The 25,923-nt window shown below is 37.6% G+C and carries 22 protein-coding genes; 12 read left to right on the top strand and 10 right to left on the bottom strand.

Features of this window, described 5'->3' with window-relative positions; all coding sequences use genetic code 11:
* Position 1: 1 nt before the first annotated feature.
* From SJY45_RS00640 to SJY45_RS00625, 4 genes are all read right to left on the bottom strand, one after another.
* Positions 2 to 1,456: a DUF1501 domain-containing protein gene (locus tag SJY45_RS00640; RefSeq protein ID WP_400072915.1), complete on the bottom strand. Its 1,455-nt coding sequence runs from the start codon at positions 1,454 to 1,456 to the stop codon at positions 2 to 4.
* A gap of 16 nt (positions 1,457 to 1,472) precedes the next feature.
* Entirely contained in the window at positions 1,473 to 3,776 is a 2,304-nt protein-coding gene (locus SJY45_RS00635) for a PSD1 and planctomycete cytochrome C domain-containing protein (protein ID WP_400072914.1), read from the bottom strand.
* Positions 3,777 to 3,779: 3 nt separating this feature from the next.
* Positions 3,780 to 4,835 (bottom strand): 6-bladed beta-propeller, encoded by a 1,056-nt coding sequence (locus SJY45_RS00630; RefSeq protein ID WP_400072913.1) that lies wholly within the window; start codon positions 4,833 to 4,835, stop codon positions 3,780 to 3,782.
* Positions 4,836 to 4,952: 117 nt separating this feature from the next.
* Positions 4,953 to 8,867, bottom strand: coding sequence for a two-component regulator propeller domain-containing protein (locus tag SJY45_RS00625; RefSeq protein ID WP_400072912.1), 3,915 nt, complete (start codon positions 8,865 to 8,867; stop codon positions 4,953 to 4,955).
* 261 nt (positions 8,868 to 9,128) lie between these two features.
* Between SJY45_RS00625 and SJY45_RS00620 the strand changes: the two genes are divergently transcribed.
* Positions 9,129 to 10,787, top strand: coding sequence for a sulfatase (locus SJY45_RS00620; protein WP_400072911.1), 1,659 nt, complete (start codon positions 9,129 to 9,131; stop codon positions 10,785 to 10,787).
* A gap of 61 nt (positions 10,788 to 10,848) precedes the next feature.
* On the opposite strand, the gene SJY45_RS00615 is transcribed toward SJY45_RS00620, so the two are convergent.
* The gene (locus SJY45_RS00615; protein ID WP_400072910.1) at positions 10,849 to 11,394 is read right to left on the bottom strand and encodes a DUF4442 domain-containing protein; all 546 of its coding nucleotides are present in this window, start codon (positions 11,392 to 11,394) and stop codon (positions 10,849 to 10,851) included.
* 457 nt (positions 11,395 to 11,851) lie between these two features.
* On the opposite strand from SJY45_RS00615, the gene SJY45_RS00610 reads away from it, so the two are divergent.
* Positions 11,852 to 12,943 (top strand): Fic family protein, encoded by a 1,092-nt coding sequence (locus SJY45_RS00610; RefSeq protein WP_400072909.1) that lies wholly within the window; start codon positions 11,852 to 11,854, stop codon positions 12,941 to 12,943.
* 145 nt (positions 12,944 to 13,088) lie between these two features.
* Here SJY45_RS00610 and SJY45_RS00605 read toward each other — a convergent pair whose 3' ends face one another.
* Entirely contained in the window at positions 13,089 to 13,352 is a 264-nt protein-coding gene (locus tag SJY45_RS00605; protein ID WP_400072908.1) for a hypothetical protein, read from the bottom strand.
* Positions 13,353 to 13,769: 417 nt separating this feature from the next.
* Between SJY45_RS00605 and SJY45_RS00600 the strand changes: the two genes are divergently transcribed.
* The 4 genes from SJY45_RS00600 to SJY45_RS00585 all read left to right on the top strand — a co-directional run bounded on the left by SJY45_RS00600 (position 13,770) and on the right by SJY45_RS00585 (position 17,092).
* Positions 13,770 to 14,531 (top strand): hypothetical protein, encoded by a 762-nt coding sequence (locus SJY45_RS00600; protein WP_400072907.1) that lies wholly within the window; start codon positions 13,770 to 13,772, stop codon positions 14,529 to 14,531.
* Positions 14,532 to 15,072: 541 nt separating this feature from the next.
* Positions 15,073 to 15,621, top strand: coding sequence for a hypothetical protein (locus SJY45_RS00595; protein WP_400072906.1), 549 nt, complete (start codon positions 15,073 to 15,075; stop codon positions 15,619 to 15,621).
* 443 nt (positions 15,622 to 16,064) lie between these two features.
* The gene (locus SJY45_RS00590; protein ID WP_400072905.1) at positions 16,065 to 16,541 is read left to right on the top strand and encodes a GNAT family N-acetyltransferase; all 477 of its coding nucleotides are present in this window, start codon (positions 16,065 to 16,067) and stop codon (positions 16,539 to 16,541) included.
* Positions 16,542 to 16,549: 8 nt separating this feature from the next.
* Entirely contained in the window at positions 16,550 to 17,092 is a 543-nt protein-coding gene (locus SJY45_RS00585; RefSeq protein WP_400072904.1) for a GNAT family N-acetyltransferase, read from the top strand.
* 371 nt (positions 17,093 to 17,463) lie between these two features.
* Here SJY45_RS00585 and SJY45_RS00580 read toward each other — a convergent pair whose 3' ends face one another.
* From SJY45_RS00580 to SJY45_RS00565, 4 genes are all read right to left on the bottom strand, one after another.
* Positions 17,464 to 17,889: a type II CAAX prenyl endopeptidase Rce1 family protein gene (locus tag SJY45_RS00580; RefSeq protein WP_400072903.1), complete on the bottom strand. Its 426-nt coding sequence runs from the start codon at positions 17,887 to 17,889 to the stop codon at positions 17,464 to 17,466.
* A 72-nt stretch (positions 17,890 to 17,961) separates the two neighbouring features.
* Positions 17,962 to 18,210: a hypothetical protein gene (locus SJY45_RS00575; protein ID WP_400072902.1), complete on the bottom strand. Its 249-nt coding sequence runs from the start codon at positions 18,208 to 18,210 to the stop codon at positions 17,962 to 17,964.
* A 55-nt stretch (positions 18,211 to 18,265) separates the two neighbouring features.
* Positions 18,266 to 18,919, bottom strand: coding sequence for an SdpI family protein (locus SJY45_RS00570; protein ID WP_400072901.1), 654 nt, complete (start codon positions 18,917 to 18,919; stop codon positions 18,266 to 18,268).
* 2 nt (positions 18,920 to 18,921) lie between these two features.
* On the bottom strand, positions 18,922 to 19,176 hold the full coding sequence (locus tag SJY45_RS00565) for an autorepressor SdpR family transcription factor (RefSeq protein ID WP_400072900.1): 255 nt from the start codon (positions 19,174 to 19,176) through the stop codon (positions 18,922 to 18,924).
* Between the two features lie 353 nt (positions 19,177 to 19,529).
* On the opposite strand from SJY45_RS00565, the gene SJY45_RS00560 reads away from it, so the two are divergent.
* From SJY45_RS00560 to SJY45_RS00535, 6 genes are all read left to right on the top strand, one after another.
* Complete coding sequence (locus tag SJY45_RS00560) at positions 19,530 to 20,480, top strand: SDR family oxidoreductase (protein WP_400072899.1); 951 nt, start codon at positions 19,530 to 19,532, stop codon at positions 20,478 to 20,480.
* Positions 20,481 to 20,490: 10 nt separating this feature from the next.
* Positions 20,491 to 21,153, top strand: coding sequence for an NAD-dependent epimerase/dehydratase family protein (locus SJY45_RS00555; protein WP_400072898.1), 663 nt, complete (start codon positions 20,491 to 20,493; stop codon positions 21,151 to 21,153).
* 8 nt (positions 21,154 to 21,161) lie between these two features.
* Positions 21,162 to 22,073 (top strand): helix-turn-helix domain-containing protein, encoded by a 912-nt coding sequence (locus SJY45_RS00550; protein WP_400072897.1) that lies wholly within the window; start codon positions 21,162 to 21,164, stop codon positions 22,071 to 22,073.
* Between the two features lie 3 nt (positions 22,074 to 22,076).
* Positions 22,077 to 22,592: a hypothetical protein gene (locus SJY45_RS00545; protein WP_400072896.1), complete on the top strand. Its 516-nt coding sequence runs from the start codon at positions 22,077 to 22,079 to the stop codon at positions 22,590 to 22,592.
* 373 nt (positions 22,593 to 22,965) lie between these two features.
* On the top strand, positions 22,966 to 24,105 hold the full coding sequence (locus SJY45_RS00540; RefSeq protein ID WP_400072895.1) for an amidohydrolase: 1,140 nt from the start codon (positions 22,966 to 22,968) through the stop codon (positions 24,103 to 24,105).
* Positions 24,106 to 24,212: 107 nt separating this feature from the next.
* Positions 24,213 to 25,862, top strand: coding sequence for an amidohydrolase (locus SJY45_RS00535; protein WP_400072894.1), 1,650 nt, complete (start codon positions 24,213 to 24,215; stop codon positions 25,860 to 25,862).
* Positions 25,863 to 25,923: the final 61 nt, after the last annotated feature.

Here is a 25,923-nt window from a genome sequence, read left to right as displayed (position 1 = left end):
GCTAGGCTAGAATATCTTTTACCACATGGCCATGAACATCCGTTAAACGGAACCTTCTACCCAGATGCTTATACGTTAATTTTTCATGGTCTAAGCCCATTAAATGCATAATGGTAGCATGTAGATCGTGAATATGCACCGGACTTTCTACTATGTTATACCCTAACTCGTCCGTCTTACCATAGGAGATACCCGATTTTACACCGCCACCGGCCAAAAAGATACTGAAACAACGCGGGTGGTGATCACGCCCGTAGTTGTCTCTTGTGAGTTTTCCTTGGCAATAGTTGGTCCTACCGAATTCTCCGCTCCATATCACCAAGGTTTCATCTAAAAGTCCCCTTTGTTTTAAATCGGTGATCAGGGCTGCGGAAGCCATATCTACATCTTTGGCCTGTCCTTTAATCTCGCCTACCAGATCATTGTGCTGATCCCACCCTTGGTGGTACAATTGTACAAAACGCACTCCGGATTCGGATAGTTTTCTTGCCAGCAAGCAATTGGCCGCATAGGTGCCCGGCACCATACAATCCGGCCCGTACATTTTTTTGATGTGATCGGGCTCATTGGATACATCCGTAATCTCGGGAACGGCCGTTTGCATCCTAAAAGCCATTTCATACTGCTTTATCTTTGCCGGAATTTCCGGATCGCCAAACTCATCGTACCCTAGCTGATTTAAAGACGCCAAATGGTCTAGCATCTTACGCCGGGTTTCACGGTCCATTCCCTTTGGGTCGTTCAAATATAAAATAGGGTCTTCACTGGCACTCAATTGCACCCCTTGGTGCGAGCTGTCCAAAAATCCGTTAGACCATAATTTTGAATACACACCTTGACCGTTACCCTTGCCCTTTGAAAGTAACACACAATAGGCCGGTAAATTTTGGTTTTCGCTACCCAGGCCATAACTGAACCATGAACCAATACTGGGCCTATTCCCAACCTGAGCCCCAGTTTGCATAAAGGTTAGTGCCGGATCGTGATTAATAGCATCCGTATGCATGCTCTTGATCATGCAAATATCATCTGTGATTTTGGCGATATGCGGAAAAAGCTCACTTACCCAAGTACCGGATTCCCCATATTGCTTAAAGCTGAATTTGGACCCGACTAACGGAAACGATTTTTGCCCCGCTGTCATACCCGTTAACTTTTGCTCTCCTCTAATTGAAGGCGGTAGCTCTTGGCCGAACATATCGTTCAATTTGGGTTTGTAATCAAAAGTCTCCAATTGGGAAGGTGCCCCGTTCTGTACCAATAAAATAATCCGTTTGGCTTTGGCGGCAAAATGCTTTAATCCCAAGGGCAACTGTTCTTCTGCTGCTTTTTTACCTTTTAGCAAATCGGGCATTAAAAGGGAACCTAAGGCTACACCCCCTACTCCCATGGCCATTTTACCCAAAAAGTGTCTACGGTTCGTATTCAAATAATGTTCAAAAACTTCTTTATCCATATCTTTTGATTGAACGTTAACCTTTTACTATGGTTTCTTCCAGGTTATAGATGGTGTGAACAATCTGCATTAGTGCGGCAACTTTCACCTCATCCCAACCCTTTAAAATGGGGTACTCCCCAACTTCAATAAAATCTTTTGCTTTCTGCGTATCGTTCGCAAATGCCTCTTCCTGATCTTGGTAATACTCTACCAACATTTCCTTTTCCTTGAGCTTTATACTCCTACAGAGAATGCGCTCAAAGGCTTTCTCTATTTTTTCATCTACCGTACTTTTTTCCTGTATTAAACTTTCGGACAGTACTCTTGCCGCTTCAAGAATGGTAGGGTCGTTCAAGGCTATGAGTGCCTGGAGCGGAGTCATGGTTGACTGCCTCTTTACCTCGCATTGATCCCGTGTGGCCGCATCAAAAGTCAGTTGAACCGGTGGCAGGGTTGTCCGTTTTATAAAAATATAAATTCCCCTTCTATACAGGTCCTTCCCATGATCTTGCACATAATTGGCCAAAATACCACGTCCTGAACTGGCTGCTTCCCAAATACCATCAGGTTGGTATACTTTTACGCTACGGCCTCCTATTTCATCATTTAATAAACCGCTGGTTGCCAATGCATGGTCCCTAATCGTTTCTGCACTAAACCGTAAGCGCGTCATGTGCGAAAGGTATCTGTTGTCCGGGTCTATGGCCAGCTTTTTATCATCAACCACCGAAGACTGTCTGTAGGTAGATGACATGACTATTTGCTTCACCAAACGTTTCATATCCCAATCGTTCTCCATAAAATCTGCGGAAAGCCAATTTAATAGCCCTATGTGCGTGGGCAGGTCTCCCTGCATACCAAAATCTCCAGAAGACCTAACGATACCTTCGCCAAAAATTTCTTGCCATACCCTATTCACAAAAACACGGCTCGTTAATGGATTCTTTTCATCAAAAAGCCATTTGGTAAGACCAAGCCTGTTACGATCATAAACCAAGGTATCAAATTTTAAAACCGACTCCGGTGTGCTGGGCTGGACAATTTCACCTTTATCATCATACACACCCCTATTTAGCAAATGGGTGGTTCTAATATCCGGTTTCTCCTCTATAACCATAACCTCTACATCTTCCGGTTCCTTTTTGTTCACGAACGGGAGTTCCTTTTCTACAACCTCATCCGTAAGTGTAATTAATGGAGGCTCTGCCAATACTTCGCCCATTGGTTTTGGTCTATGCACTACCTTATCAAAGAAGGCAAAGGTGCTGAAGTAGTCTTTCTGCGAAATGGGATCGTACTTGTGATCATGACACTTGGCACACTCCAAAGTGAGTCCTAAAAAAGCCTTCCCAAAAGTATTGGTACGATCTGTTACATTTTCTATCCTGAACTCTTCTTCTATAATACCGGCCTCTTGGTTTATTTTATGATTCCTGTTGAAGCCGGTTGCCAAAATGGTCTCTATGTTTTTAGTGGGCATCAGGTCTCCCGCCAACTGGTAGGTTACAAACTTTTTGTAGCTATAATTTTCGTTAAAAGCATGGATTACCCAATCCCGCCATGGCCACATGGTACGCAACTGATCGTTCTGGAAACCGTGCGAATCTGCATAGCGGGCCACATCTAACCAATGGCTCGCCATTTTCTCACCATAATGAGGACTGGACAATAACTCATCTACTATTTTCCCATAAGCATCGGGAGCATTATCCGATATGAATTTTTTACGCATTTCTGGAGTGGGCGGCAAACCTGTAATATCCAAAGAAACCCTTTTTAACAGACGTTCCTTATCCGCAATTTCGTTGGGTTCAAGACCTACTTCACTCAGTTTATCCAAAACAAAATGGTCTATTTCATTATTCACCCAATCTGAATCCGTATTTGGAATTTTTGGTTTTTTCACAGGTATGAACGCCCAGTGAGGGTCATAGACCGCTCCCTGCTCTATCCACTTTTTCAATACCTTTATTTCGTAATCCGATAGTTTTAAATTGGATTCCAACGGTGGCATAAGGTTGGAACTATCTTTGGTCGTAATCCGTTGGTACACCGTGGATTTTTCAATATTCCTAGGCACAATAGCAAACTCGTTTTCCGAATCCTTTAATGCCTTATACGCCCCTTCGGGAGTATCTAGCCGCAGGTCTGCAGACCTTTTATTGGCATCGGGACCGTGGCAATTAAAACACTTGTCCGACAAGATAGGACGCACATCAAAATTATAGTCTACCCTATCCGGTACTTTTTTCTGCGGAATGGAAGCATATTGCCCTTGGTCCTTGCAAGAGACCAGAAGTACGCCCAAAATTAGGAGTTGTAAAACCTGTTTTTTCATGAACTATACCCTTTCTAATTTTATAGGATAGGTTTTATTGGCATTCCACTGACAGACATAAATGTTCTTATCATCATCAATACACACATCATGACAGTGATTGAACAACGGCACCGCTTGCACCATAAGCTGTAGTTCCCCTTTCTTATAGACAGGGGCAGTTCCTCCGGGATTTGAGATTACTTTATTGTCCTTGTCCAGAATGGTAACAAAACCCGAATCCGGAGTTTGCTCCAAATATTTAAGTCTGGACCAACATACGCCCGAGTACAAATTCTCACCATCTATGACCGGCCTACAAACAAAAGCCCCGGGCAAAAAAATACTGGACAGATATTTACCGTCCAGGCTATAGCGTTTAAACGAATTGTGCTTTCTAGAGGTACATAATAAAGTGATATTGTTGGGATCTCTGTCATCTATCGTAACTCCGTGGGCCGTACTGAACAGATGATCCTCAAGACCGTGCCCCCCAAATTTTCTGATAAACTCTCCATCTTTTGAGTATTGCAAAATGAAATCGGAGCCATACCCATCAGCAACATAAATGTCTCCGTTGGGACCAACAGCAGTTTCCGTAGGACGGTACTTTTGGTCCTTTTCATATACCCCTATCTCATGCGGATTTGGCAATTGCATAAGTACTTTGCCGTCTACCGTAGTTTTTAAGATAGCCCCATCGTTATCGGTAATAAAAAGCATATCCTCTTCCCCTTCTTTGGACAGTGTTAAACCATGGGCGGATTTTAAATCATGAGTCCAGCTTTTTAATAGTTTTCCAGACTTGTCATAAACAATAACATTGTTCTTTATTTCATCCGTTACCATGATCAATCTGCCTTTGGAGTCCATTACCATTTCATGGCAATTTTTCACCGGAGTGCTTGCCGGATTTAGGTTGCCCCACTCTTTATGGACACGATATTTAAAATTGCCATGACCAATAATTTGATCGGATAATTTTGGCCTGTTTATAATCCCAAAACTATAAGTGGGTATGGTTACAGCGGCACTTGCAAGAGCGGACTGTTTAATGAAGTTTCGTCTGGAGTTTTTCATTTGAGTATTTTTGGTGCAGTTATACAAAATGCTTCTCAAAAATACCTAACTCCCTCTTTTACAATGTAGACTTATTACTCAAATAGGTGCATTTTTTGTGTATTACATACACTTAACCTACTTCTTGGATACGTAATGAGATGGCGGGTGGCCAAACTCCTTTTTAAAAATTCTACTAAAATACCGGTTGTCATTGTACCCTACTTTAAACGCAATTTCCTTTATGCTTAGATTCCCTTCCTGAAGCATGGGCATGGCTTTGGATAATTTATAGGTATTGATATATTCAATTATGGTTTTACCGGTCAAGGCCTGAATTTTTCGGTACAATTGTGAACGCCCGATAGCCAATTCATCACATAGATAGTCGATTGAAAAATCCGAGTTTTCCAGATGCGCATCAATGACTTCGTTCACCTTTGTCAAATATTGATCAACGGACGAGCTAGGTTCTATGAACAACTCTTCTTTTTGATATTTTTTAATGAGTCTATGCCTACTTTTTAGACGGTTCTGGATTTTCATTTTAATCTCCGAGACATTAAAAGGCTTCTCAATATAATCTTCGGCACCCGTTTCCAGACCTTTCAATTTGTTTTCCAAGCCCGTTTTGGCAGTCAAGAACATCAACGGGATATGGGCCGTTAATTCATTTCCCTTTAATTGATTTGCCACTTGAATTCCGTCGAACAAAGGCATCATAATATCACTTATTACAATATCCGGAATATGCTCCAAGGCCAACTGAAAACCATCCTTGCCATTATCTGCCTGAAGAATTACATAATCGTCGGACAACTCTGTGGTCAGGTAATTTCTGATATCCTCATTATCCTCAATAAGCAACACTACGGTTTCCCCCGTTGTACTCTCTACCATAGGAACCGCTTTTTCTTCAACGGCGGTTTCATAATCTTTATAACCTATAGGCAAGGTGATGGTAAAATGCGAACCTACACCTTCTTCGCTCTTTAAGCCGATACTCCCTCTGTGCAATTTCACCAATTCCGAAATCAGCGAAAGACCAATACCACTACTGTACCCTTTATTGGGGTTCTCATCTAACTGATAAAACCGTTCAAAAACTTTTTCCTGGTACTTTGCCGGAATGCCCGAACCGTTGTCTATGACCTCTATACACAAACTTCCGTTCTTTACTTTATCATCCGTATCAATTTCAAGATTTTCGTACGATGCCTTCAAGGTGATTTTTCCGTTTTTTGGTGTAAACTTAAACGCGTTGGAAACTAGGTTACTCACCATTTTTTCAATAACATCCTCATCAAAATAAAGGGTATAATCCGTTTCCGGGGCATCACATATAAAATTTATATTCTTCTCCTTTGCCCAATATTCATAGGCCGTGTACATGTTGGAACAGACCAATAGTTCATCATGGGCCTTGATTCGCAATTGTTGGTTTCCTTCCAGTTTTCTAAAATCCAGAATCTGATTGACAAGCTCCAACAGACGGTTACTATTTCTGTGCATCATCTGCAATACCTTGGTATCCGGTTTGGTACCTTTACGTATGTACTTGTCCAACGGAGAGGTAATGAGCGTTAAGGGTGTACGCAGCTCATGGGAGATATTGGTAAAAAACCTCAATTTCATCTGTGCCAACTCCTCAAATTGATACACGCGTTGCTTCTCTATCTCAAACTTGTTCCGGGTCCTTTCCCGTAGCAAGAAGTAGCGAAATGCCCAGACCCCTAATAAAATCACAAGAATTCCCGCTAGAATTTGAACCCACAGGCGTTCCCAAAACGGAGGGGTCACTTCAATGTGCAATCGTTTTAATTTATCCGTCCAGACGCCGTCTTCGTTGGTAGCTTTTAATAAAAAGGTATAGTTCCCGGAGGGCAAGTTGGTATAGGTTGCCCGGGTACCATTGGCCATGGTCCAGTCCTTATCAAAACCTTCCAGCATATACGCATATTGGCACCGCTGTGTATTCTCGTACTGAATGGCCTGAAAACCCAGTTCTATCTTTTGGTCCTTATAGGATAACTGTAGATGGTCCTCTACCTCAATACTCTTTTTTATGTAATCGCTATCCGGCGTAACCAGTTCATTGTTCACCCATAATTTAGAAATATAGACCGATGGTGTCTTGGTGCTGGGCACTACCCTTTCCGGGTCAAAAGTCATAATGCCCGAGTTGGTGGAAAATACCATATGCCCGTTATCCGTAACCGCGCTAGAAACATTGATTTTCTGTGAAATGAGTCCGTCCTGCTCATTTAAAATACGCACCACATTATTCTTCGCATCCAGTTTTATAAGTCCGTTTCTTGTACCCAACCACAGGTTGCCCTTGCCGTCCTGTTCAATGCTGTTAATAATCCTATCTTTCAGGAGGGCATTATCATACTGAACAAACAAATCTTTTTGTGCATCATAACTACAAAGCCCCGAGTTTGTTCCCACCCAAAGGGTACGGTCTGCGTCTTCAAAAATTACATTTATAAAATTGTTGTTTACCGTTGCGGTATTGCCAATCTCATGCCTGTAGTGTACAAACTGATTTTTCTCCGGTAGATAGCGTTTTACCCCATCGCCATTGGTCCCGATCCAAATTTGATTTTTATAATCCTCGAACAGTTCATTGGCACGGTGAAAGTACCCGATACCGTTAGGGTCATTGGGGTCACAGTCAAAATAAACGGTGGCATCGGTTTTGGGGTCGTAGATACGTGCACCCAAAACCTCTCCTGTCCAAACCAGTCCGGAACTGGTCTCCAAAAGACCAAAAAGCTCGGCAGGTTTTCTACCGGTTTTGGACAGCGTTTCCCCTGCTTCGGTAAATTGATAGATGGAATTGGTATCTGCCACCCAAACGGTTTCCTTGTCGTAGGAACTCATATACGTTCTATGGTAAAACCCCTTTAGCGTTTTAACCTGTTCGTGAGTAGCTTTGTCATAGATGGTAATGGTACCTCCATCAAACACCCAGTAGTTGCTATTTGTTTTTAGGATTTTGCCGCTAACCCCAGGTGCTATGAACGGCTTAAAAATGACTGCCGATTTTTTAATGTGGAAAAAATGGCCCGTACCGTCCAAGGCCCAAGAATCTTCCTTGGCCGGGTTGTGAAATATTTGCCGTATGTAAAAAGCCCCATCCTTGAACCGCTCATTTAGCGCTATTAATTTCTGGGTTTTAAATTGGTCATCTATAATCGCTATTTCTCCCCCATGAGCTATCCAACAGTTACCTACGTCATCCGGCTGTATGGCACTCACCCAGTCCTGGGTTAAACTCAATCTGTGGAATCGGTTCTTTTTATCTACGGTAAACAGCTTACCGCTAGAAACGATTAAATCATTATAAAACCCCAAAACGGGATACGCATGGGAACCCTCCGCTATATTTTTTACCAAACGTGTAAATTTCCCCGAATTTGAATGGAACATATTTAGCCCGATCCATGTACCTACAAAAAGGCGACCATCCGGGCTTTCCTGTATATCCAGCACATTATTATGGCTAATACTCATGGGGTCCTGTGCATTGTATTGAAACCTTTTAAAAGTTCCGGTCTCACGGTCCATGATATTTAACCCGCCACCATCCGTCCCGATGTAAAAAGTTTTGTCCGCTGCTTCATAAATTACCCTAACTTCATTAAAACTGAGGCTTTCCGGGTTATTTTCGTCATGTATAAACCGCTGAAAACGGTCATACTCCCGATCATATTTTAATAAACCACCACCATAGGTACCCACCCATAAAACACCCGCACTATCTTCAAACAGACAAAAAACATGATTGTCCGTGATACTGGTCTGCTCATGCTCATTTTTACTATAATTCTTAAAATTACCCCCATCAAAACGCCATAAACCATTGGTAGAGGCTATCCAAAGAAACCCGTAACGATCTTCCAAAATATCCTGGGCCTCCGTTTCTATGGGCAGTTGAAAATGAGTAATTTCATAATTACCAACCTTACCTTGCCCGTAGACCGTTGTAGAAAAAACTAGAATACAGACCGTTATAAATTGAAATAAAAAACGAGAAACGTTATGCATGTTTTGAATATAAACCAATTCTCATGAAAGGTAAATTAATTTTAAAATTTATAAGCCCCTAATTAAAAATACACACCGCTTTCTGGTGTGAAAACCTACTAATTACGTCTGTTAGCCAAGAGGGTAAAATAGTGCCGACCCTTGCTAAAATACGAAAACGCACACTCCCCATTTTAAGGTTACTTTGTAGACCGTTGTATGTGCCCTTCCGTGACTTTAAGAACTGGGCACTACAAAATCGTTTTATAAAACACGCTAAAAATGAACATTCGTATCCTTGCTCTTGTCTGTATTGGGTTGTTATTCGGTTGCAAAAATTCTACTACTCCCGCACCAAAAGAAACACCAAAACAACCTAACATTCTGTTTCTTGCCATAGATGACCTTAGGCCGGAATTGGGCGTGTACGGTTCCGAAATTGCCATTACCCCATACATAGATGCACTTGCCCATGAAGGTCTTCGTTTTAATAATGCATATTGCCAACAAGCCATTTGCAGTCCTTCCAGGGCCAGTTTAATGACCGGTGCCCGGCCGGAAACCATTCAGGTAATTGAAAACTTTACGTATTTCAGGAATAAAAATCCGGATATACAGACCCTTCCCCAGCATTTTAAAGCCAATGGTTATGAGACCGTTTACACCGGAAAAATCTATCACGGCAAATATAACGACCCAGAGCTTTCATGGAGCAGAGAGCCCGTTGCCATGAGCAAAAGCGATGTGAAATTCGGTTTTAAACTGCCCGAGAACATTAAAATGCAAAAAGAAAATAGCGCAGCCATGGTAGCCAAATACGGTGAGAATGCGCTTAGAAACGGACTTGGTAAAGGGCCTTCCTATGAGTTTGCCGATTTTCCCGACAATGCCTACGAAGACGGTTTCAATACCGATCTGGCCATTGCCACTATGAAAGATATGTTGGAAAAAAATCCTGAAAAACCTTTCTTCTTGGGTATGGGCATGAAAAAACCCCATTTGGATTGGGTAGCCCCTAAAAAATACTGGGATATGTACGATGAGGCGGACATTAAACTTGCCGAGCAGGACAAAGCCCCTAAAAATGGTGCTACTATGGGGCTTCATGCTTCGTTTGAATTAAGGGCCAGGGCGGGAATTCCTAAAAAAGGCGATATCTCTCCCGAACAGGCCATAAAATTGAAACATGCCTATCTAGCCTGCGTAAGTTACGTAGATGCCCAAATTGGTAAAATGCTTGCCGCATTGGAAGATGCTGGAATTAAGGACAACACTATTGTTATTTTGTGGAGTGACCACGGTTGGCATTTAGGCGATATGGGTATTTGGGGGAAAGCCACCAATTATGAAATTGCAACACGAGTTCCATTAATTATACGCACTCCGGATATGGCAAAAGAAACCAGAGGAAAATCTACCGATGCCCTTGTAGAGCTAGTGGATATGTACCCAACCCTTTGTGAACTTGCCGCTATTTCAAAGCCCGAAACTTTAGAGGGCCAGAGTTTTGCGCCTTTACTTTCCAATCCCGAACAAGAATGGAAAACAGCGGTTTTTTCTCAATTCCCCACACCAGCACTACGAGAATGGGCGGCCAACCCCTTATCCAAAGGAATGCGGGAAACTTCATTTGGACCGTTAATAGAGGAAGTTGAGGGCCGTATTAAAAAACAACAAGGCGAAAAATGGGACCGCGACCTATTTGAAAACCGACTCATGGGCTATTCTATGCGTACCCAAAAGTATCGGTTTATTGTTTGGAAAGATTACACGGACGCTACAGCAGAACCCATTTTCATAGAACTCTATGACCATGAAAAAGACCCGTCCGAAACCGTGAACATTGCCAAGGAGCAGCCTGAGCTTGTAAAAGAACTTATGGAACAATTCAATAAAGGTTGGCAAGGGAACCAGGCCAAAATTGCTGAGAAAGGAGCTTAACGCTCCTTTACCACACAGTGGTGCGAAGCAGAAAAAACCAAACGTAACTTAGGTAAACAACCTACTGTTTCCCTTCCTTTTTTTGAGCGGTGGCCAGCGCCCGTTTCTTTTTGTAGTGTTCCTTGTTCGCTACATAGATCGTTTTCTTTACTTCGCAGAAAACAGTATTACGATCGGCATTCATTAAAAGGGTTGTCTTTACGATATCTATCTCCTCTTCCTGCCCTAGCCTTAATTTAATTTCATCTATTTCTTCTTGGTCGTATTCAAAATCTGCGTATACGTCCTCTTTTGCCGGTCTTTTAAAAGCGATCTCCGCAGATTTGTCCCACACCACAAAATCATTGCCCAAAATATGAATTAACTGCACCATGGGTATGGGGTCTACCGCCGAAAAAAGACTGCCCCCAAATATAGTATTTACGTAATTCCTGTTTTTATAGCTAATAGGAAGTTTAACCGTTACCTTTTTAAGGTCTTCAGAAACGTGTTTTACCCTAGCGGTAGTTCTGCGGTACATTGGCGATAAGTTAAACCCATGTTTAAAAAGGGTGTGCTTGCCCATAAACCGTGAACCAAAATCCGATACCTTACTATAAAATGACATTTGCCCTCTGTTTTTTTATGTAATAAAACCACAAATTTAGTACTCTAAAAAGTGTTTAAGAAATATATACATGAGAAACGCGGTACAGTGAAAAACATAAAAAAGGGGTACCCAAGTTTTGTCAGCTGTTAAGATAAGTTCTGGGATAAGTAATTATTCTACAAACGCCCAGCCGTTTTTAAGCGTTTGTAAAGGCATATTATACGTATGCTATATTCTTATTTTCCTACAAATATTGACAGTATCCAAGATTTAAGTAAATTACCGCTTAAATAGACATAAACGTACTTGAGTTTCTTTATACAGTTGTTGGCAAACATTTACCAAACCCTTTCTGGATTAAATAATATTTAGAGCTCTTATTCCAATCAAATAGAATATATTTTTTCTTATTCCATATTTTTTAGTTTGACTGGAATAACGTATCTTTGAATTCCAATAGACTGGAATAAGAAAAATGGCAGAAAATCACAAACTTGAATTATTACCACCGAAGATTGACTATACACTTATAATCAAAGAGATAAGTGAGGCTAATAGAATTTTAGGAAGTTTAAACGGATTATTGACAAATATACCTAATCAAAGTTTATTGATTTCGCCTCTTTTGACCAAAGAAGCTGTTGCAAGTTCTAAAATTGAAGGAACTCAAGCTACTATAGAAGAAGTTTTTAGATATGAAGCAGATGGGAAAAGTTCAGAAAAAGATTCAAAAGAACAAGACATCCGAGAAATTATTAATTATAGAACTGCAATCCATATTGCGATCGAACTATTGAAAGAAAAACCAATTGGAGAAAACTTCATAAAAAAACTTCATTCAATTCTTTTAGATTCCGTAAGAGGAACTAATAAAGACAAAGGTAATTTCAGAAAAATCCCTGTATTTATAGGGAAACCAGGAGCGACTATAGAAAATGCTATTTTCATTCCGCCATCAGCTACAGAATTAAATGATTTAATTTCTAATTGGGGAAAATTTGTGAATTCAATTGATGAGCCAGATGTATTAGTTCAAACTGCAATTGCTCACTATCAATTTGAAGCTATCCACCCATTTATGGATGGAAACGGAAGAATAGGAAGATTATTAATACCTATTATGCTCTATGAAAAAGGAATACTTTCATATCCATTACTATATGTAAGTGAATATTTTGAAAGAAACAGAAATGATTATTATGCTTATTTGCGTTTAGTTGATAAAGAAAATGACTGGGAATCTTGGGTTAAATATTTTCTTAAATCAATAAAAGAACAAGCTTTGGATACACAAAACAAAGTTCTGAACATGCTTGAACTATATAAAAACGTCAAAGAAAAACTATCAGATTTTAATTCGCAATATGCTATTAATTTACTTGATATAATTTTCGAAAACCCAGTTACTTCATTCAGAAACATCAAAACAAAAATCAATACTAATAGCTATCAGACAATTTATAATCTTCTAGATAAGTTTCAAGAGGAGAAAATATTAGTAGAAATAACTGGTGGGAAGCGAAACAAAATTTACGTGTTTGACGAATTAATGAAAATTATAAGATAAAAAAAACGATTTGCCAATCGAGTAGACGGCTCTCCTAATTAAAGGAGAGTGCACCCCTCACACTACCGTACTTACGGGTCTGGTATACGGCGGTTCGCAAATCATCAAACCAAGGCTCTTTCCACCCTTGGCACTATCTTCTAATTTAGGCATAGGCTACAACCTGTGCTCCTATGCGAATTTCGAAGAGAATTACGTTCGGTCCTTCCTTACTTGTGAGACCTCTAGGGTATTGCCCTAGCTCATTGCCCGTAAGTACTATGACCTCTGCAGACTTCTCCATGTAGCTACACGTAGCTTTGGAGACCTCCCCAGGTAAGAACACCTTCTTTTGCTCAATAACCGCCGTATCTACATACTTACCCTTTTGTAATCTTAGGGCGTTACAATGATGTGCTTGCTTACCCAAGTAAATATGCCTCCCTATACGGTTCCTGTTCGTCGGTACCGAGTTTTATAGTCTCGCTTTCTTCAGATGTAACTTCGCAGTTACCACCCTTGCGACTTACTAATGCTTCCAGAAGTTACTCCAGCGCATAAGGGACTTACACCCTCTAAATAAATCCTTATATTGCTATAAGGTAAAGATGCACATACTGGGCACACACAGCCTAAGCGTAATGCGGACTTTAGGGCTAAATCAAAAGGTCTGTGTATATTTAGAATGCCGCTAAATTGAAAATTAAGCGTGAGCGAAATGTTCAAATTTAGCTTTGGACAAGAAAAAATAAAACTAAACAATAAGCTTTAGCTAAGTGCTCAGACGGAAACGAAAGGTTTCCTTGCCTCCGCACTACGGCACTACACCTAGCAGAACCAAACACTAATGAAAATATTCACATTTCTAATTTTGTTCTCTTTTTTGTCCAAAGGTTTTACACAAGATTTTGAGTTGAGAATTACCCCGTTCATCGAGAGTAAAATTGTGTATAAAGACAGTACCTCTGACGAAGGACTTTTGAGATTGGCCAGTTCCGCCTTTAAATTACGCTTCAAGAAAAACAAGAACGACAAGGAAAGGAAAATCGACTATGAAAAAGTAAAAATGATAGTTACCAATCCAGATACAGAAAATGAACGGACATTTCAATATTTAAAACATAATTACAATAAATTCAATATTTTTACTGAACTTATTTATTCCGACGTTTTGAGCATCTATATTAGTTTAACAGATCCCGATGAACTTTTTTACTCGGACTTTGACAGACAGAGTATTCCAGAAATAATGGCGCAAATCAGATTCCAAGGCGGTACCGGACGCCTTAAAAAATCGGATACCCTGGAATTAATAAACGGAAAAAAATTAGCAATCCCAATTCGATATTCATATTATTACAATTACAGCTATGGCCTAGCTTCTGGAGTATCACCTACCTTAAGGTATTATATTTTAAAAGATGGAACTTCAGAACTATTACGGGTTGAAAAAAACAAACGGTTTCTTAAAAATTCACAAGAAAAATTCAGTGATTGCCCTGATTTGATTTCGGCCTTAAAAGAGAAAAGAATTACCGTAACTGATTTACCTAGTTTTATCGAATACTATAAGATTACATGTTTGGAGAACAAAACCGTGGAAAAATAAAACAGTAACCGTTTCACAACTGTATTTTTCAATTGAGCCCTATAATTTTCAAAATTTTTTAGAAAAAATAGCTAAAAATCAAATAGTTACAAATTTACATAAAACTAAAAATGAATAATCTTATGAAATTACAGCTTGTGCAACAGGCACAAAACCTATAAAAATAAAGGCCTCGGGCTTAATCGAAAGGTTTGCGTATTTTTATAAAGTCCGCAAAATCTTCGGGATTTTGATTTAAACAAAAAAGAAAAAACAAAACCAAAAGCTCTAGCTTCGTGTGCATACGGAAACGAAAAGTTTTCTTATTACCGAACTACGCTTGGTTAAGCCGTTACAATCAATAGCTCAATAAAAAAAAACCTTTAATTACAGGTATAAAAAAGTTTCCATTTTATTATTTTGTATACATTTGACATCACTAAAACAAAATATATATGATTAAGATTTTTCTTACTTAAATGATATTCGAATTCTCGCCCTGAGTGAGGTTTGACCTTTCGAAAATCAAAAACAAGAATCTTAAATTATAATATATTCATTAATGAAAAATAGCATAAAGCGTTCACCACGCACAGTTTCTACACTATTACTTTTTTTCTCCTTTTACGGCATTATTCTTATCAGTAGCTGTGATTCTAAAGATGAAGATTGCACAAAAAATGCTGTTGTTAGCGATACTTACTTCTTAAATAATCAACAATACTTCATTGATAAAACTATTGAACTACCCTGTAGCTTTCCTGATCCAGAACCATTAAATCAAATTGACCCACCGGAGTTAGATGGCTTTACTTACGATGTCTTATTTTATGAGTTTACACCTGATACTGGAAATAATACTTCGCGTTGGCGATTTGAAATTCAATTAAATAACCCAAATGTTTACGATGTTACAGGGTTGCCTATATTAACTGTAAAGATAGGAGAGCTAACGTCCAGTCAAAGTTATTCAGATAAAACAACCTTACCTTGCTTCCAACTTGGAGCTAAATCCAGTTGTACGTTATTATATGACCAAGAAAGTTCCCTAGATTTAGGTATGATCAATGATATAGAACTTGTAAACGTTCAGTATTTTTTAACTAATTAGAATTTACTTGATTATGAATACAAGAAAGTTAGTTAAAGTCAGATGGACTTTACTAGGGTATAAAAAAGAATAATGTGCTTACACGAACGTATAACTACTGATTACAACAATAGTAACCGTTACATAAGCTATTTACATGCAAAAAACGGATTCAAATAAGCCCCTTTTAAGGGGCTTATTTTATGTCCGATCAAAAACGGAACTCTAACCTTAGACTTTTTATATATAAGGTAAAAGCAAGTAACCCTGACCCAATTTTTGACCGTTTTTGTTTGGGTTTTTATTCAACCGGTTTGACGATTATAAAAACATTTTATATTTCTAGCATCTTTTATTTTCCTGCAAATAGTAGTGATATATAAGAACTCACTAAATTACCATCTAAAAGAGATAGGTTTACTAATAAACAAATTTGTACGTTAGCTATAACAAAGAAAATTAAAATGGAAACTAGAGAAGTTCATAGAAACGAATATACCATTTCAACTGACAAGGATAAATTAGATATTTTGAGTATTCACAAATTCCTTGCAAATGAAACCGATTGGGCCAACGGAATTCCAATCAATACTTTAAAAACATCAATTGAAAACTCTTTAAATTTTGGGCTTTATCACGAAAACAAACAAATTGGTTTTGCTAGAATAATTTCGGACTATTCCACTATTGCATATTTAGGAGATGTTTATGTTCTAAAGGAATACAGAGGAAAAGGATTAAGTAAATGGCTAATTAATGAAATAATGGCACATCCAAATCTTCAGGGCCTAAGACGCTGGATTTTATTGACTAATACAGCTGAATGGCTTTATAAAAAATTTGGGTTCACAGAAATACCTAATCCTGAATTTTATATGGAGAAACATAACCCGAAAGTATATAGCGGAATAGAGAATACTAATGACGTTGCCAATAATTAAAAAAAATCGTGTCTAGAATACAATTGTCCCAGATTATAACCAAAAGGCTAATTCTAAATCAACCTAGCTTAAACGATTTGGAAAAAATAAGTTCCATACTGAATGCTAGTGAACTGTACTCAAAAAATACAATTAACATTCCTTTTCCTTACACCCTAGACAACGCAAAATTTTGGGTGAAATTAGCTGATGACGGACTAAAAAATCAAGATCAGTATATCTTCGCCATTCGCTTAATAGAAAGCAATGAATTAATTGGAGGAGTTGACTTGGGAATTGACAAACCGTTTAATAAAGCCGAATTGGGATATTGGCTAGACCAAAAATATTGGAATAATGGGTTTACGACCGAGGCCGTAAAATCAATAATTCAATTTGGTTTTGAAGAACTAAAGTTGAAAAGAATTTTTGCAACTCACTTTACCTCAAACCTATCATCTGGAAGGGTTATGGAAAAAGCAGGAATGAAAAAAGAGGGGATATTAAAGTGCCACACCTATAAAGCTGGAGTATACCAAGACCATGTTTTATATGCTGTTTTAAACGAATAAAAACTACATGTACTAATGATTGACTATCTAAAATCCTTTAACCTATTTACTGACTACGAAATAGACGATTTTCTAAAGTTGACAGAAACAAAACATGTAAAAAAGGGTGATACTTATATGGATCAAAATGAGGTTTCTAATTCACTAAGCTTTATCAAAAGTGGTATTTTCTGGTAATAAATCACAGGAAAACATTAAATGTTTATCACATTCCGAAATCATCTCGGTATCAAAAACAGATTTATATAAGCCTCTTTTAAGTGGCTTATTACTTAACAAGAATTAAAACCGCTACGCAGGAGTTCTCATTCATACAGGTGGAAACTTTAAGAAAGTTCTTGAAAAAACAGATAATTCTTATTAAGAGAAAACTAAATCATTTCTCCCATCATCATAACAACATGGGTCATGATATGAGCGATGATTGCAGCCTCCAGTCCCTTTCTCCAATAAAGCCAACCAAAAAATAACCCTGCTATGGAATTGCCTACCATAATATATGTCAGAAATGAAGCGGATGGATTTGCTACTACGCTAAACACCGTTGGAAAATGTCCAATTGCAAATAAAAGACTTGCCAAAACAATTCCGACCCAATACGTTAAATCATTTAAATTCTTGGTGATTTTAAATGCTAACCAAACTAGCAATGTCATAAAGCCAAAACGTACTAAAATTTCTTCGGTAATCCCTCCATATAAAAATCTGGCAATAGGGGTAAATTGGACTTTCTCTTGCATTTTTACAAACTCTTGAGGAATAGATGTTTTTAAAACCAATGTAACTGTGGTTGTCAATATACCAGCGATAATCCCAAATAAGACTCCAAATTTAATTTGTTCCCTGAATGATCTTTTAGGGCTTTCAATTTATAACGCATTGGAAATAGAGGGCACCTGTAAATTGACCTTATCATAAAGCATTATTCCAATAAAAACAGCAATCAATAGCAAAACTGTTGGTTGTATTAATGACAAATACTTAAGGGTTTCTAGCGGTATGGCTTCAACTAGTTCCTTGGGTATCCCATCCTCTGGAAAGGTAACCGTGAGCATTGATAATATACCTAGAATACTCAGGCCAAATAGTGTCAAACCTAGTTTTAACTTATTGTGCATATTTAAGGTTTCAAAAATTATTTGTACATAAGAAGATGGATTCGGTTATCATATCCTAAGCAATGTTTTTTAGTTTCCTGAATAATAAGTAAGAATATAAAATTGGAAAAAGACTTATCAAGGTTATTATCCCCAAGCCGAACTTTATGCTAATTTGACCATCTAAAATAGAACTGCCAAGCAGAAGTACCAATCCACCTACAAAGCATAGTTTACCCGTGATTCTGTGTGTTTTTTTCCATACAATTTCGTTTTCTAGAGTCCAAGGAGTTCTGATGCCTATAAAGTAATTAGCTTTTAATGTTTGGAAATAATTACCAAAAATTATTAGAAAAACGCCAAGTAAGGGAATTATATAATTTGGGCTAGAGCCAGGTTGGTTTTTTACATTATAAAGAATAAAAATTGAAATAACGGACATAAGTAAGGTAACCAACATTTTGAGATGGCCATATTTAGCGCCCATATTTTTAATCTTTCCCTTTGGGTCGATATATGGAACAATAAGAAAGATGACATAGCTTAAGAGGGGTAAAAGAATTGGAATTAATACTAATTCAAACTTGCTTCCATATCTATCAATTTCGCCCTGTAAGTTCCAATGTACGGCAACTTTTTGTGGTAGTTCATTCCATACATATGCCAAGTATATGAAAGGCAATAAAACCATACTTATCAAAGGAAGTTCTTTATGTATTGAGAATTTCATGTTTATTTTTTTAAGGTTAATATCCAAGCTAGTAAATCTTCCAATATGCTCGTGTTTAATGAGTATTGGACAAATTGCCCTTTCTTTTCACTTATTATTAAATCTGCTCTTTTAAGAATATCGAGATGATGTGAAATACTGGGCTTAGAAATGTTAAATTCATTTGCAATTTCCCCTGCATTCATATCCTTATCCTTCAATAGTTCTATAATCCGTCTTCTTGTTTCATCATTAAGAGCTTTGAACAAATAATTCATTTTGTTTAGTTATTTAGACAAATATCTAAATAAATTTTTAATAAATGTCTTATTTAAAACAATTCTCTTAGAAGTAAACAAAATTTGCTTCCCGTCAGACTAAAAAACAGATTCATATAAGCCTCTTTACTGGGTTTTTTTTATGCCGTCCTAGAAATTGAAAGTAAATTTTAGAGTAACCCTATCTTTTCAAGGACATCGCAAAATTCAGTGTCTGCGCATTCCAATAGGTCTGTCCGGAACGATTGGGAATTACCAAAAAGTATACAACATATGAAAATCCGTATACGTACTTAAGTTTACGTCTGTCCGACCTTTGCCCTATTATTTTAATCATCAAAAAATAGGCAATAATGACAACAAATCAGTTTGAGGAAAATGGTTGGACACCGGATAGAATTGAAAATTTAAACGGTAAAACCTTTGTGATAACGGGCACCACTAGCGGAACCGGATTTGAAGCTGCTAAAATACTATTGTCTAAAGGTGCAAAACTGGTAATGCTGAATAGAAACCCACAGAAATCTGCGGATACTATTGCTACATTAAAACAAGAGCTTGGTAACGCTATAGAGGTTACGGCCATAAAAATGGATTTATCAGAACAAGCTTCGGTAAAAAAAGCAGCGCAAGAAGTTCTAAAAACAGTTTCTCAAATAGATGCGCTTATCTGCAATGCCGCAATAGCTCAGGTGCCAAAACAAACACTAACCGTAGACGGTTGGGAAAGTCAAATGGGGACAAATTACTTTGGTAATTTTACACTTCAGGCATTATTGTTTCCCCTCATTGAAAAATCCAAGGGACGTATTGTAACGGTAGGAAGTATGGGCTATGATATGGGAATTAAAACCATAAAATTTGATGATTTAAATTGGAATAAAGAGTATACCCCTAATAATGCCTATAGCCAAAGTAAACTGGCACAGATCATGACTATCTATGAACTACAGGATAGATTGGCAGCAGCAGGTAAAACAGAGGTAAAAGCATATGCTTGTCACCCGGGTTCATCAAGAACCAACTTAATAAATTCCAGTGGTAGTTTTATGATGAAATTTATCTTTAACTTAATGAAATTATCTCCTTTGACACAATCGGCAGAAAAAGGGGCCTACCCACAACTCATGTGTGCCACAGAACCAAATTTGGACCAAAGTGGTTTTTACGGCCCAACGGGGAGAAACTTTTGGACCGGTCCGGTTGGGGCGCATAAATTGGAGCCCCATGCCAAAGATAAAACGGTAGCTAAAAGACTATGGGAACTTTCAGAAAAAGAAACTGGTGTAAAATGGAATATTTAAAGCAAAGCAAATGAACGTAACAATTACGGGCGCTACAGGAATGGTAGGCAAAGGTGTTTTGTTAGAATGTTTAGATGATAAGAGAATTAAAAAAATCCTCTTAATAAATAGATCTTCTATAGGCATTAAAAACCCTAAAATAGAAGAAATAATCCATCAGAATTTCACTGATTTTAGTGCCATTCAACATACTTTTGAAGCGTATAATGCCTGTTTTCATTGTATGGGAGTTTCTTCTGCTGGAATGACAGAAGAACAATACTATAAATTAACCTATACCGTTACAGAGGCTTTGGTCAATGCTACCTATGAAGCCAACCCAAACTTAACTTTTGTTTATGTTTCAGGGGAAGGCACGGACAGCACTGAAAAAGGTAGCACCATGTGGGCAAGAGTAAAAGGTAAAACAGAGAATTATATTTTTAACAAAGGCTTTAAAGATGTCTATGCCTTTAGACCAGGAGTTATTTTGCCAAAAAGAGGAATTAAATCTAAAACTAGACTGTACAATATTTTTTACATATTAACACGACCATTTTTTCCTATAATGCAAAGAATGAAATCTGTTACTACTACTATAACCATAGGTAAAGCTATGATTGCTTTAGTAGAAAGACCTCAAAATTTAAAAATCTTGAGTGGAAGAGCTATTAATGAAGTACTATTGAACTGATTAAAACTATGCAACACTTTAAAACATTAGCATCGTATTTAGATTATTTGGGATTGCCAAGACCCGAGCACCCTATGTTAAGTGTTTTTAACTCTAAAGGTGATGGCTTTTTACCCTGTCCTAGGGAAAGTTCGCCTGCAATTACAAATGATTGTTATTCCATCAGTTTTAAAAAGTTTGTAAAAGGCGAATTAAACTACGGCCGTACCAAATATGATTTTACAAATGGTGCGTTAATATGTATTGCTCCAAGACAAGTGTTACAATGGGATAGCAGCGTGGTTTTTGAACAAAAAGGTTTTTCTATAAACTTTCATGAAGATTTTATAAAAGGTACGGAATTGGCGCAACAAATAAAAAATTACGGTTTCTTTTCGTATTCCGTGAATGAAGCTTTGCACCTTTCGCCTAAAGAAGAAAAGCAAATAGAACTGCTGGTTGAAAATATTGAAATGGAGTACCAGAACAACCAAGATGCTTTTAGCAAAGAAATTATTATATCGCAATTGAGTACCCTTTTAAAGTATGCCAATAGATTTTATGAGCGGCAATTTTTAAATAGAAAAGAATTGTCCAATAATTTGTTAGAAAAGTTCAATGCGCAAATAGCTGCCTATTTAGAATCTGGACAATTACAGGAGAAGGGCATACCGAGCATTGAACAAATAGCGGATAAAATGTTGGTATCGCAGCGTTATTTAAGTGATACGCTTAAAAAAGAAACCGGTAAAACCACTACTGAACATTTACACTTGCATTTAATAGATGAAGCAAAAAATATTCTGTTACAACCCAACAAAAGTATTGCAGAGGTAGCGTATGAACTAGGGTTTGAATATCCGCCTTACTTTTCTAGATTATTTAAAAAGAAACAAGGTATAAGTCCTACTGAGTACAGGGAAAAATATAAACTTAACTAAGATATGGAACTATTAAAATTAGCCACAGAGTGGGCAAAGGCCGAGGTTTTTTCAACCCGTTTCTTCATCTTATTTGCAACTTTATTTCTAATAGCAAGTGCTGGTTTTTGGCAATTGGGAAAAACCGACTTAGCAAAGGCTTACATAATTCCAACCTTGGTAGCAGGGCTATTACTCATGACTATAGGCCTCGGTTTATTTTTTACAAATACTTCTAGAATTACCCAATTTGAAAAAGCTTTTAACACAGATGTCCCTGCCTTTTATAGTTCAGAAATTGAACGTACAGAAAGTACCTTAAAGGAATACACTGTTGTATTCAAGGTCATACCTATTCTCATTATCATAGCGGCACTACTTATTCTCTTTTTTCCTACCCCAACGTGGAGAGCCATTAGTATTACAACAATTGCAATGTTGACGGTTATCTTATTGGTTGACGGAACGGCTTACTCAAGAATTGAAGCTTACCATAAAGAGCTGAAGTTGGTGGATATAGAAAATGAAAACAATCGCTAGCAATCCTCCGCCGGTTATTAAGATGATTACACCAAACTAATAGATCTACATATATAAAAACTAAAAGCTTTGGCTTACCTATTAAATATAACAGTAAAAAGTGCTGTACCAATCATCCTTACCCCCAGGTTTTCCAATAAACTCTTTCAGTAATTTTCACAAAATCCTATAGCCGAATATTTCTCTTTAACTTACGGTTTTATAACTTTCTCTTTATTGATTTAAACTTCTAAAAGCGATACTGCTTTGAGTGTGTAATCACACTATTTCCGTATTTTTACTATACTCAAATAAAATAAAATTATCCATTAGCCCCATTTATTTTAGCTTTGGATTGATTATCTAAAGTATTAATCTAAAAAGAAAAACAAAATTGATTCATCCGGAAATAATAGAATTAAGAAAAGAGCTTCATTCACATCCTGAATTATCTTGTTTTGAACATGAAACGGCCAAAAGAATCCAAAGGTTTATTAATGAGCATAACCCTACAGAAATTCTTGATGGTATAGGTGAAACGGGGTTTGCCGCTATCTACAAATTTCCTAAAAAAGGAAAATCCATTACTATTAGATGTGAGTTGGATGCATTACCAATTCAGGAAGAGAATCAATTTCTCCATAAATCAAAAAACAAAGGAATATCTCATAAATGTGGTCACGATGGCCATATGGCAATAGTTTCAGGATTACTATTTTGGTTAAAAAAAAGTTCGTTTAGTTCTGGAGAAGTCATTTTACTCTTTCAGCCAGCAGAGGAAAATGGAAAAGGAGCCAAAGAGGTCGTAACCGATGAAAGGTTCAAAAATCTTAACACGGATTATGTATTTGCGCTTCATAACATCCCCAAGGAACCTTTTCATAATATTATTGTTATAGATAAAGGGTTTTCGGCAGAAGTACAAAGTTTTATTGTGCGGCTCGAAGGTAAAAAGTCTCACGCATCCGAACCGGAAAATGGCAACAATCCAGCATTGGCACTTTCCAGTATTATCAGCCTACTTTCCAGCTTGGAAGTAACCGATCCAGAAGATGAGAATTTTAGCCTAATAACACCCGTGCATATTAACATGGGACAAATTGCTTACGGTATTTCGCCGGAAAATGCAGAATTGCATTATACTATGAGAACATGGTCCGGAGAAAAAACCACTCATCTAAAATCTCAAATAACATCCGTTATAGAAAATACTTGTGAAAAGTATGAGTTGAAGCACGAAATAGAATGGTTAGAATATTTTCCCGCTTCTACAAACCATACAGAAAGTACCAATTATATAATAAAGGCTGCTGAAAAAAACAGTTATAAAATCATCAAAAGACCTTATCCATTTAAATTTGGAGAAGATTTTGGATGGTTTTCAAAAGAATACAAAACGGCAATGTTCGGTTTAGGTGCAGGCATTGAGACACCCGCTTTACACAATTCTGACTATGATTTTCCCGATGAAATTATAGAAACCGGGATTAACATGTTCAGATCCATAATTTCAGCTATTTTGGAAGAGTCATAAATTGATTAAAACAACGATTTCCAGTGCTTCAGCTTAAATAAAAAATGGTTCACACACTTTTATAAAGTCTGCAGACGAACCATCTGCCCTAACACATATCTCAAAAAATGAAAATACATTTTCAATTAACTATTTTAATTATTTCTTTTCTCTTTGTTTCTTGTCAAAAAGAAATTACAAAGGCCGATTTCATCATTCAAAATGCTAACATCTGGACCGGAAATGTAAATCAGCCAAATGCCCAAGCCATAGCTGTTAAGGGGGATTCTATTTTGGCCATTGGTTCTTTTGAGGATATAGAAAAAAGTGTAGGTGATGCTACCAAAATTGTTGATGCTCAAGGAAAATTTATCACCCCAGGTTTTATTGACTCCCACGTACATTTATTAATGGGCGGAAACAGCCTTTTAAGTGTTCAATTAAGAGATGCTGCCACAAAGGTAGAATTCATCAAAAGGATAGCGTCATTTTCAAAAAACCTAAAACCTAAACAATGGATCGTAGAAGGCAATTGGGACCATACCCTTTGGGGCGGTGAACTTCCTACGAGAGAGTGGATAGATGAATTTACGCAAGATAATCCTGTTGCCCTGTACCGAATGGACGGCCATATGATTTTAGCGAATTCAGCAGCTCTAAAAATCGCGGGTATAGATAAAAACACGCCAGACGTAGAAAATGGGGAAATCGTTAAAAACTCAAATGGTGAACCCACCGGAATTTTAAAAAGTGAGGCTATGTATTTGGTTCTGAACAAAATTCCCGCTTTATCCGATTCTCAAAAAGAAAAAGCTATTAAGGCGGCACAGGATTATTTAAATGCCCAAGGTATTACCAGCATTCATGATGTTGATAGCCTAGGTGGTTTTGACATTTTGAAAAAAATTCACTCCAACAATGAGCTTAAGGTCCGTGTTTATTCCGCTGATCCTCTACGCAATTGGAAACTACTTTCCAACAAGGAAAAATCAGATAACAAATGGCTAAAAAACAGAATGCTCAAAGGATTTGTAGACGGTTCCCTAGGGTCACATTCGGCGGCATTTAAAGAACCCTATTCGGACCAGCCAACGGATAAGGGAATTTTAACCGCTAATTTAGATAGCCTTAAAACATGGATTACAGAGGCGGACAAAAATAATTTACAAATTACGGTACATGCCATAGGAGATAAAGCCAACAATACCCTCCTGAATACTTATGAAACGGTAATACAATCCAACGGAAAAAAAGACCGTAGGTTTAGAATTGAACATGCACAACATTTAGACCGTAAAGATATAGACCGTTTTTCAGAATTAAATGTAATTGCAAGTATGCAACCCTACCATGCCATTGATGATGGTAGGTGGGCAGAAGATTTGATCGGTCCGGAACGAATAAAAACAACTTATGCCTTTAAATCTTTGCTAGATGCCAATACAACATTGGTTTTTGGTAGTGATTGGCCCGTTGTTCCCGCTTCTCCCCTATTAGGTATCTATGCGGCCGTAACGCGTAAAACTTTAGATCATAAAAACCCAAATGGTTGGGTTCCCGAACAAAAAATAAATGTACAACAAGCCCTAACGGCTTATACCAGAGATGCAGCATATAGTTCATTTGAGGAACGCTTAAAAGGAACCTTAGAAAAAGGAAAACTTGCTGATTTTGTTATTTTAAGTGATGATTTAACCAAGATAGATCCAGAAAAAATAAAGGATGTTAGAGTTTTAGAAACATACGTTGGCGGGCAAAAGGTTTATACAGGTAATTAAAAGTAATAACTAAACTAATTTTAAACAGAAAAACCTTTAAAGTCCCTGTTACAAGTGGCCT

Source organism: Zobellia russellii (assembly GCF_044597075.1).
Taxonomy (GTDB): Bacteria; Bacteroidota; Bacteroidia; order Flavobacteriales; family Flavobacteriaceae; genus Zobellia; species Zobellia russellii.
Note: the sequence above shows the minus strand (reverse complement) of the source record. Positions and strands in the feature narration are given on the sequence as shown.

Coding starts and splice junctions, on each gene's coding strand:
- SJY45_RS00590 (WP_400072905.1), top strand. CDS start 16,065: ATGGAAACTAGAGAAGTTCATAGAAACGAATATACCATTTCAACTGAC.
- SJY45_RS00630 (WP_400072913.1), bottom strand. CDS start 4,835: ATGAAAAACTCCAGACGAAACTTCATTAAACAGTCCGCTCTTGCAAGT.
- SJY45_RS00620 (WP_400072911.1), top strand. CDS start 9,129: ATGAACATTCGTATCCTTGCTCTTGTCTGTATTGGGTTGTTATTCGGT.
- SJY45_RS00535 (WP_400072894.1), top strand. CDS start 24,213: ATGAAAATACATTTTCAATTAACTATTTTAATTATTTCTTTTCTCTTT.
- SJY45_RS00560 (WP_400072899.1), top strand. CDS start 19,530: ATGACAACAAATCAGTTTGAGGAAAATGGTTGGACACCGGATAGAATT.
- SJY45_RS00575 (WP_400072902.1), bottom strand. CDS start 18,210: ATGCACAATAAGTTAAAACTAGGTTTGACACTATTTGGCCTGAGTATT.
- SJY45_RS00625 (WP_400072912.1), bottom strand. CDS start 8,867: ATGCATAACGTTTCTCGTTTTTTATTTCAATTTATAACGGTCTGTATT.
- SJY45_RS00570 (WP_400072901.1), bottom strand. CDS start 18,919: ATGAAATTCTCAATACATAAAGAACTTCCTTTGATAAGTATGGTTTTA.
- SJY45_RS00615 (WP_400072910.1), bottom strand. CDS start 11,394: ATGTCATTTTATAGTAAGGTATCGGATTTTGGTTCACGGTTTATGGGC.
- SJY45_RS00550 (WP_400072897.1), top strand. CDS start 21,162: ATGCAACACTTTAAAACATTAGCATCGTATTTAGATTATTTGGGATTG.
- SJY45_RS00640 (WP_400072915.1), bottom strand. CDS start 1,456: ATGGATAAAGAAGTTTTTGAACATTATTTGAATACGAACCGTAGACAC.
- SJY45_RS00565 (WP_400072900.1), bottom strand. CDS start 19,176: ATGAATTATTTGTTCAAAGCTCTTAATGATGAAACAAGAAGACGGATT.
- SJY45_RS00600 (WP_400072907.1), top strand. CDS start 13,770: ATGAAAATATTCACATTTCTAATTTTGTTCTCTTTTTTGTCCAAAGGT.
- SJY45_RS00555 (WP_400072898.1), top strand. CDS start 20,491: ATGAACGTAACAATTACGGGCGCTACAGGAATGGTAGGCAAAGGTGTT.
- SJY45_RS00595 (WP_400072906.1), top strand. CDS start 15,073: ATGAAAAATAGCATAAAGCGTTCACCACGCACAGTTTCTACACTATTA.
- SJY45_RS00635 (WP_400072914.1), bottom strand. CDS start 3,776: ATGAAAAAACAGGTTTTACAACTCCTAATTTTGGGCGTACTTCTGGTC.
- SJY45_RS00545 (WP_400072896.1), top strand. CDS start 22,077: ATGGAACTATTAAAATTAGCCACAGAGTGGGCAAAGGCCGAGGTTTTT.
- SJY45_RS00610 (WP_400072909.1), top strand. CDS start 11,852: ATGGCAGAAAATCACAAACTTGAATTATTACCACCGAAGATTGACTAT.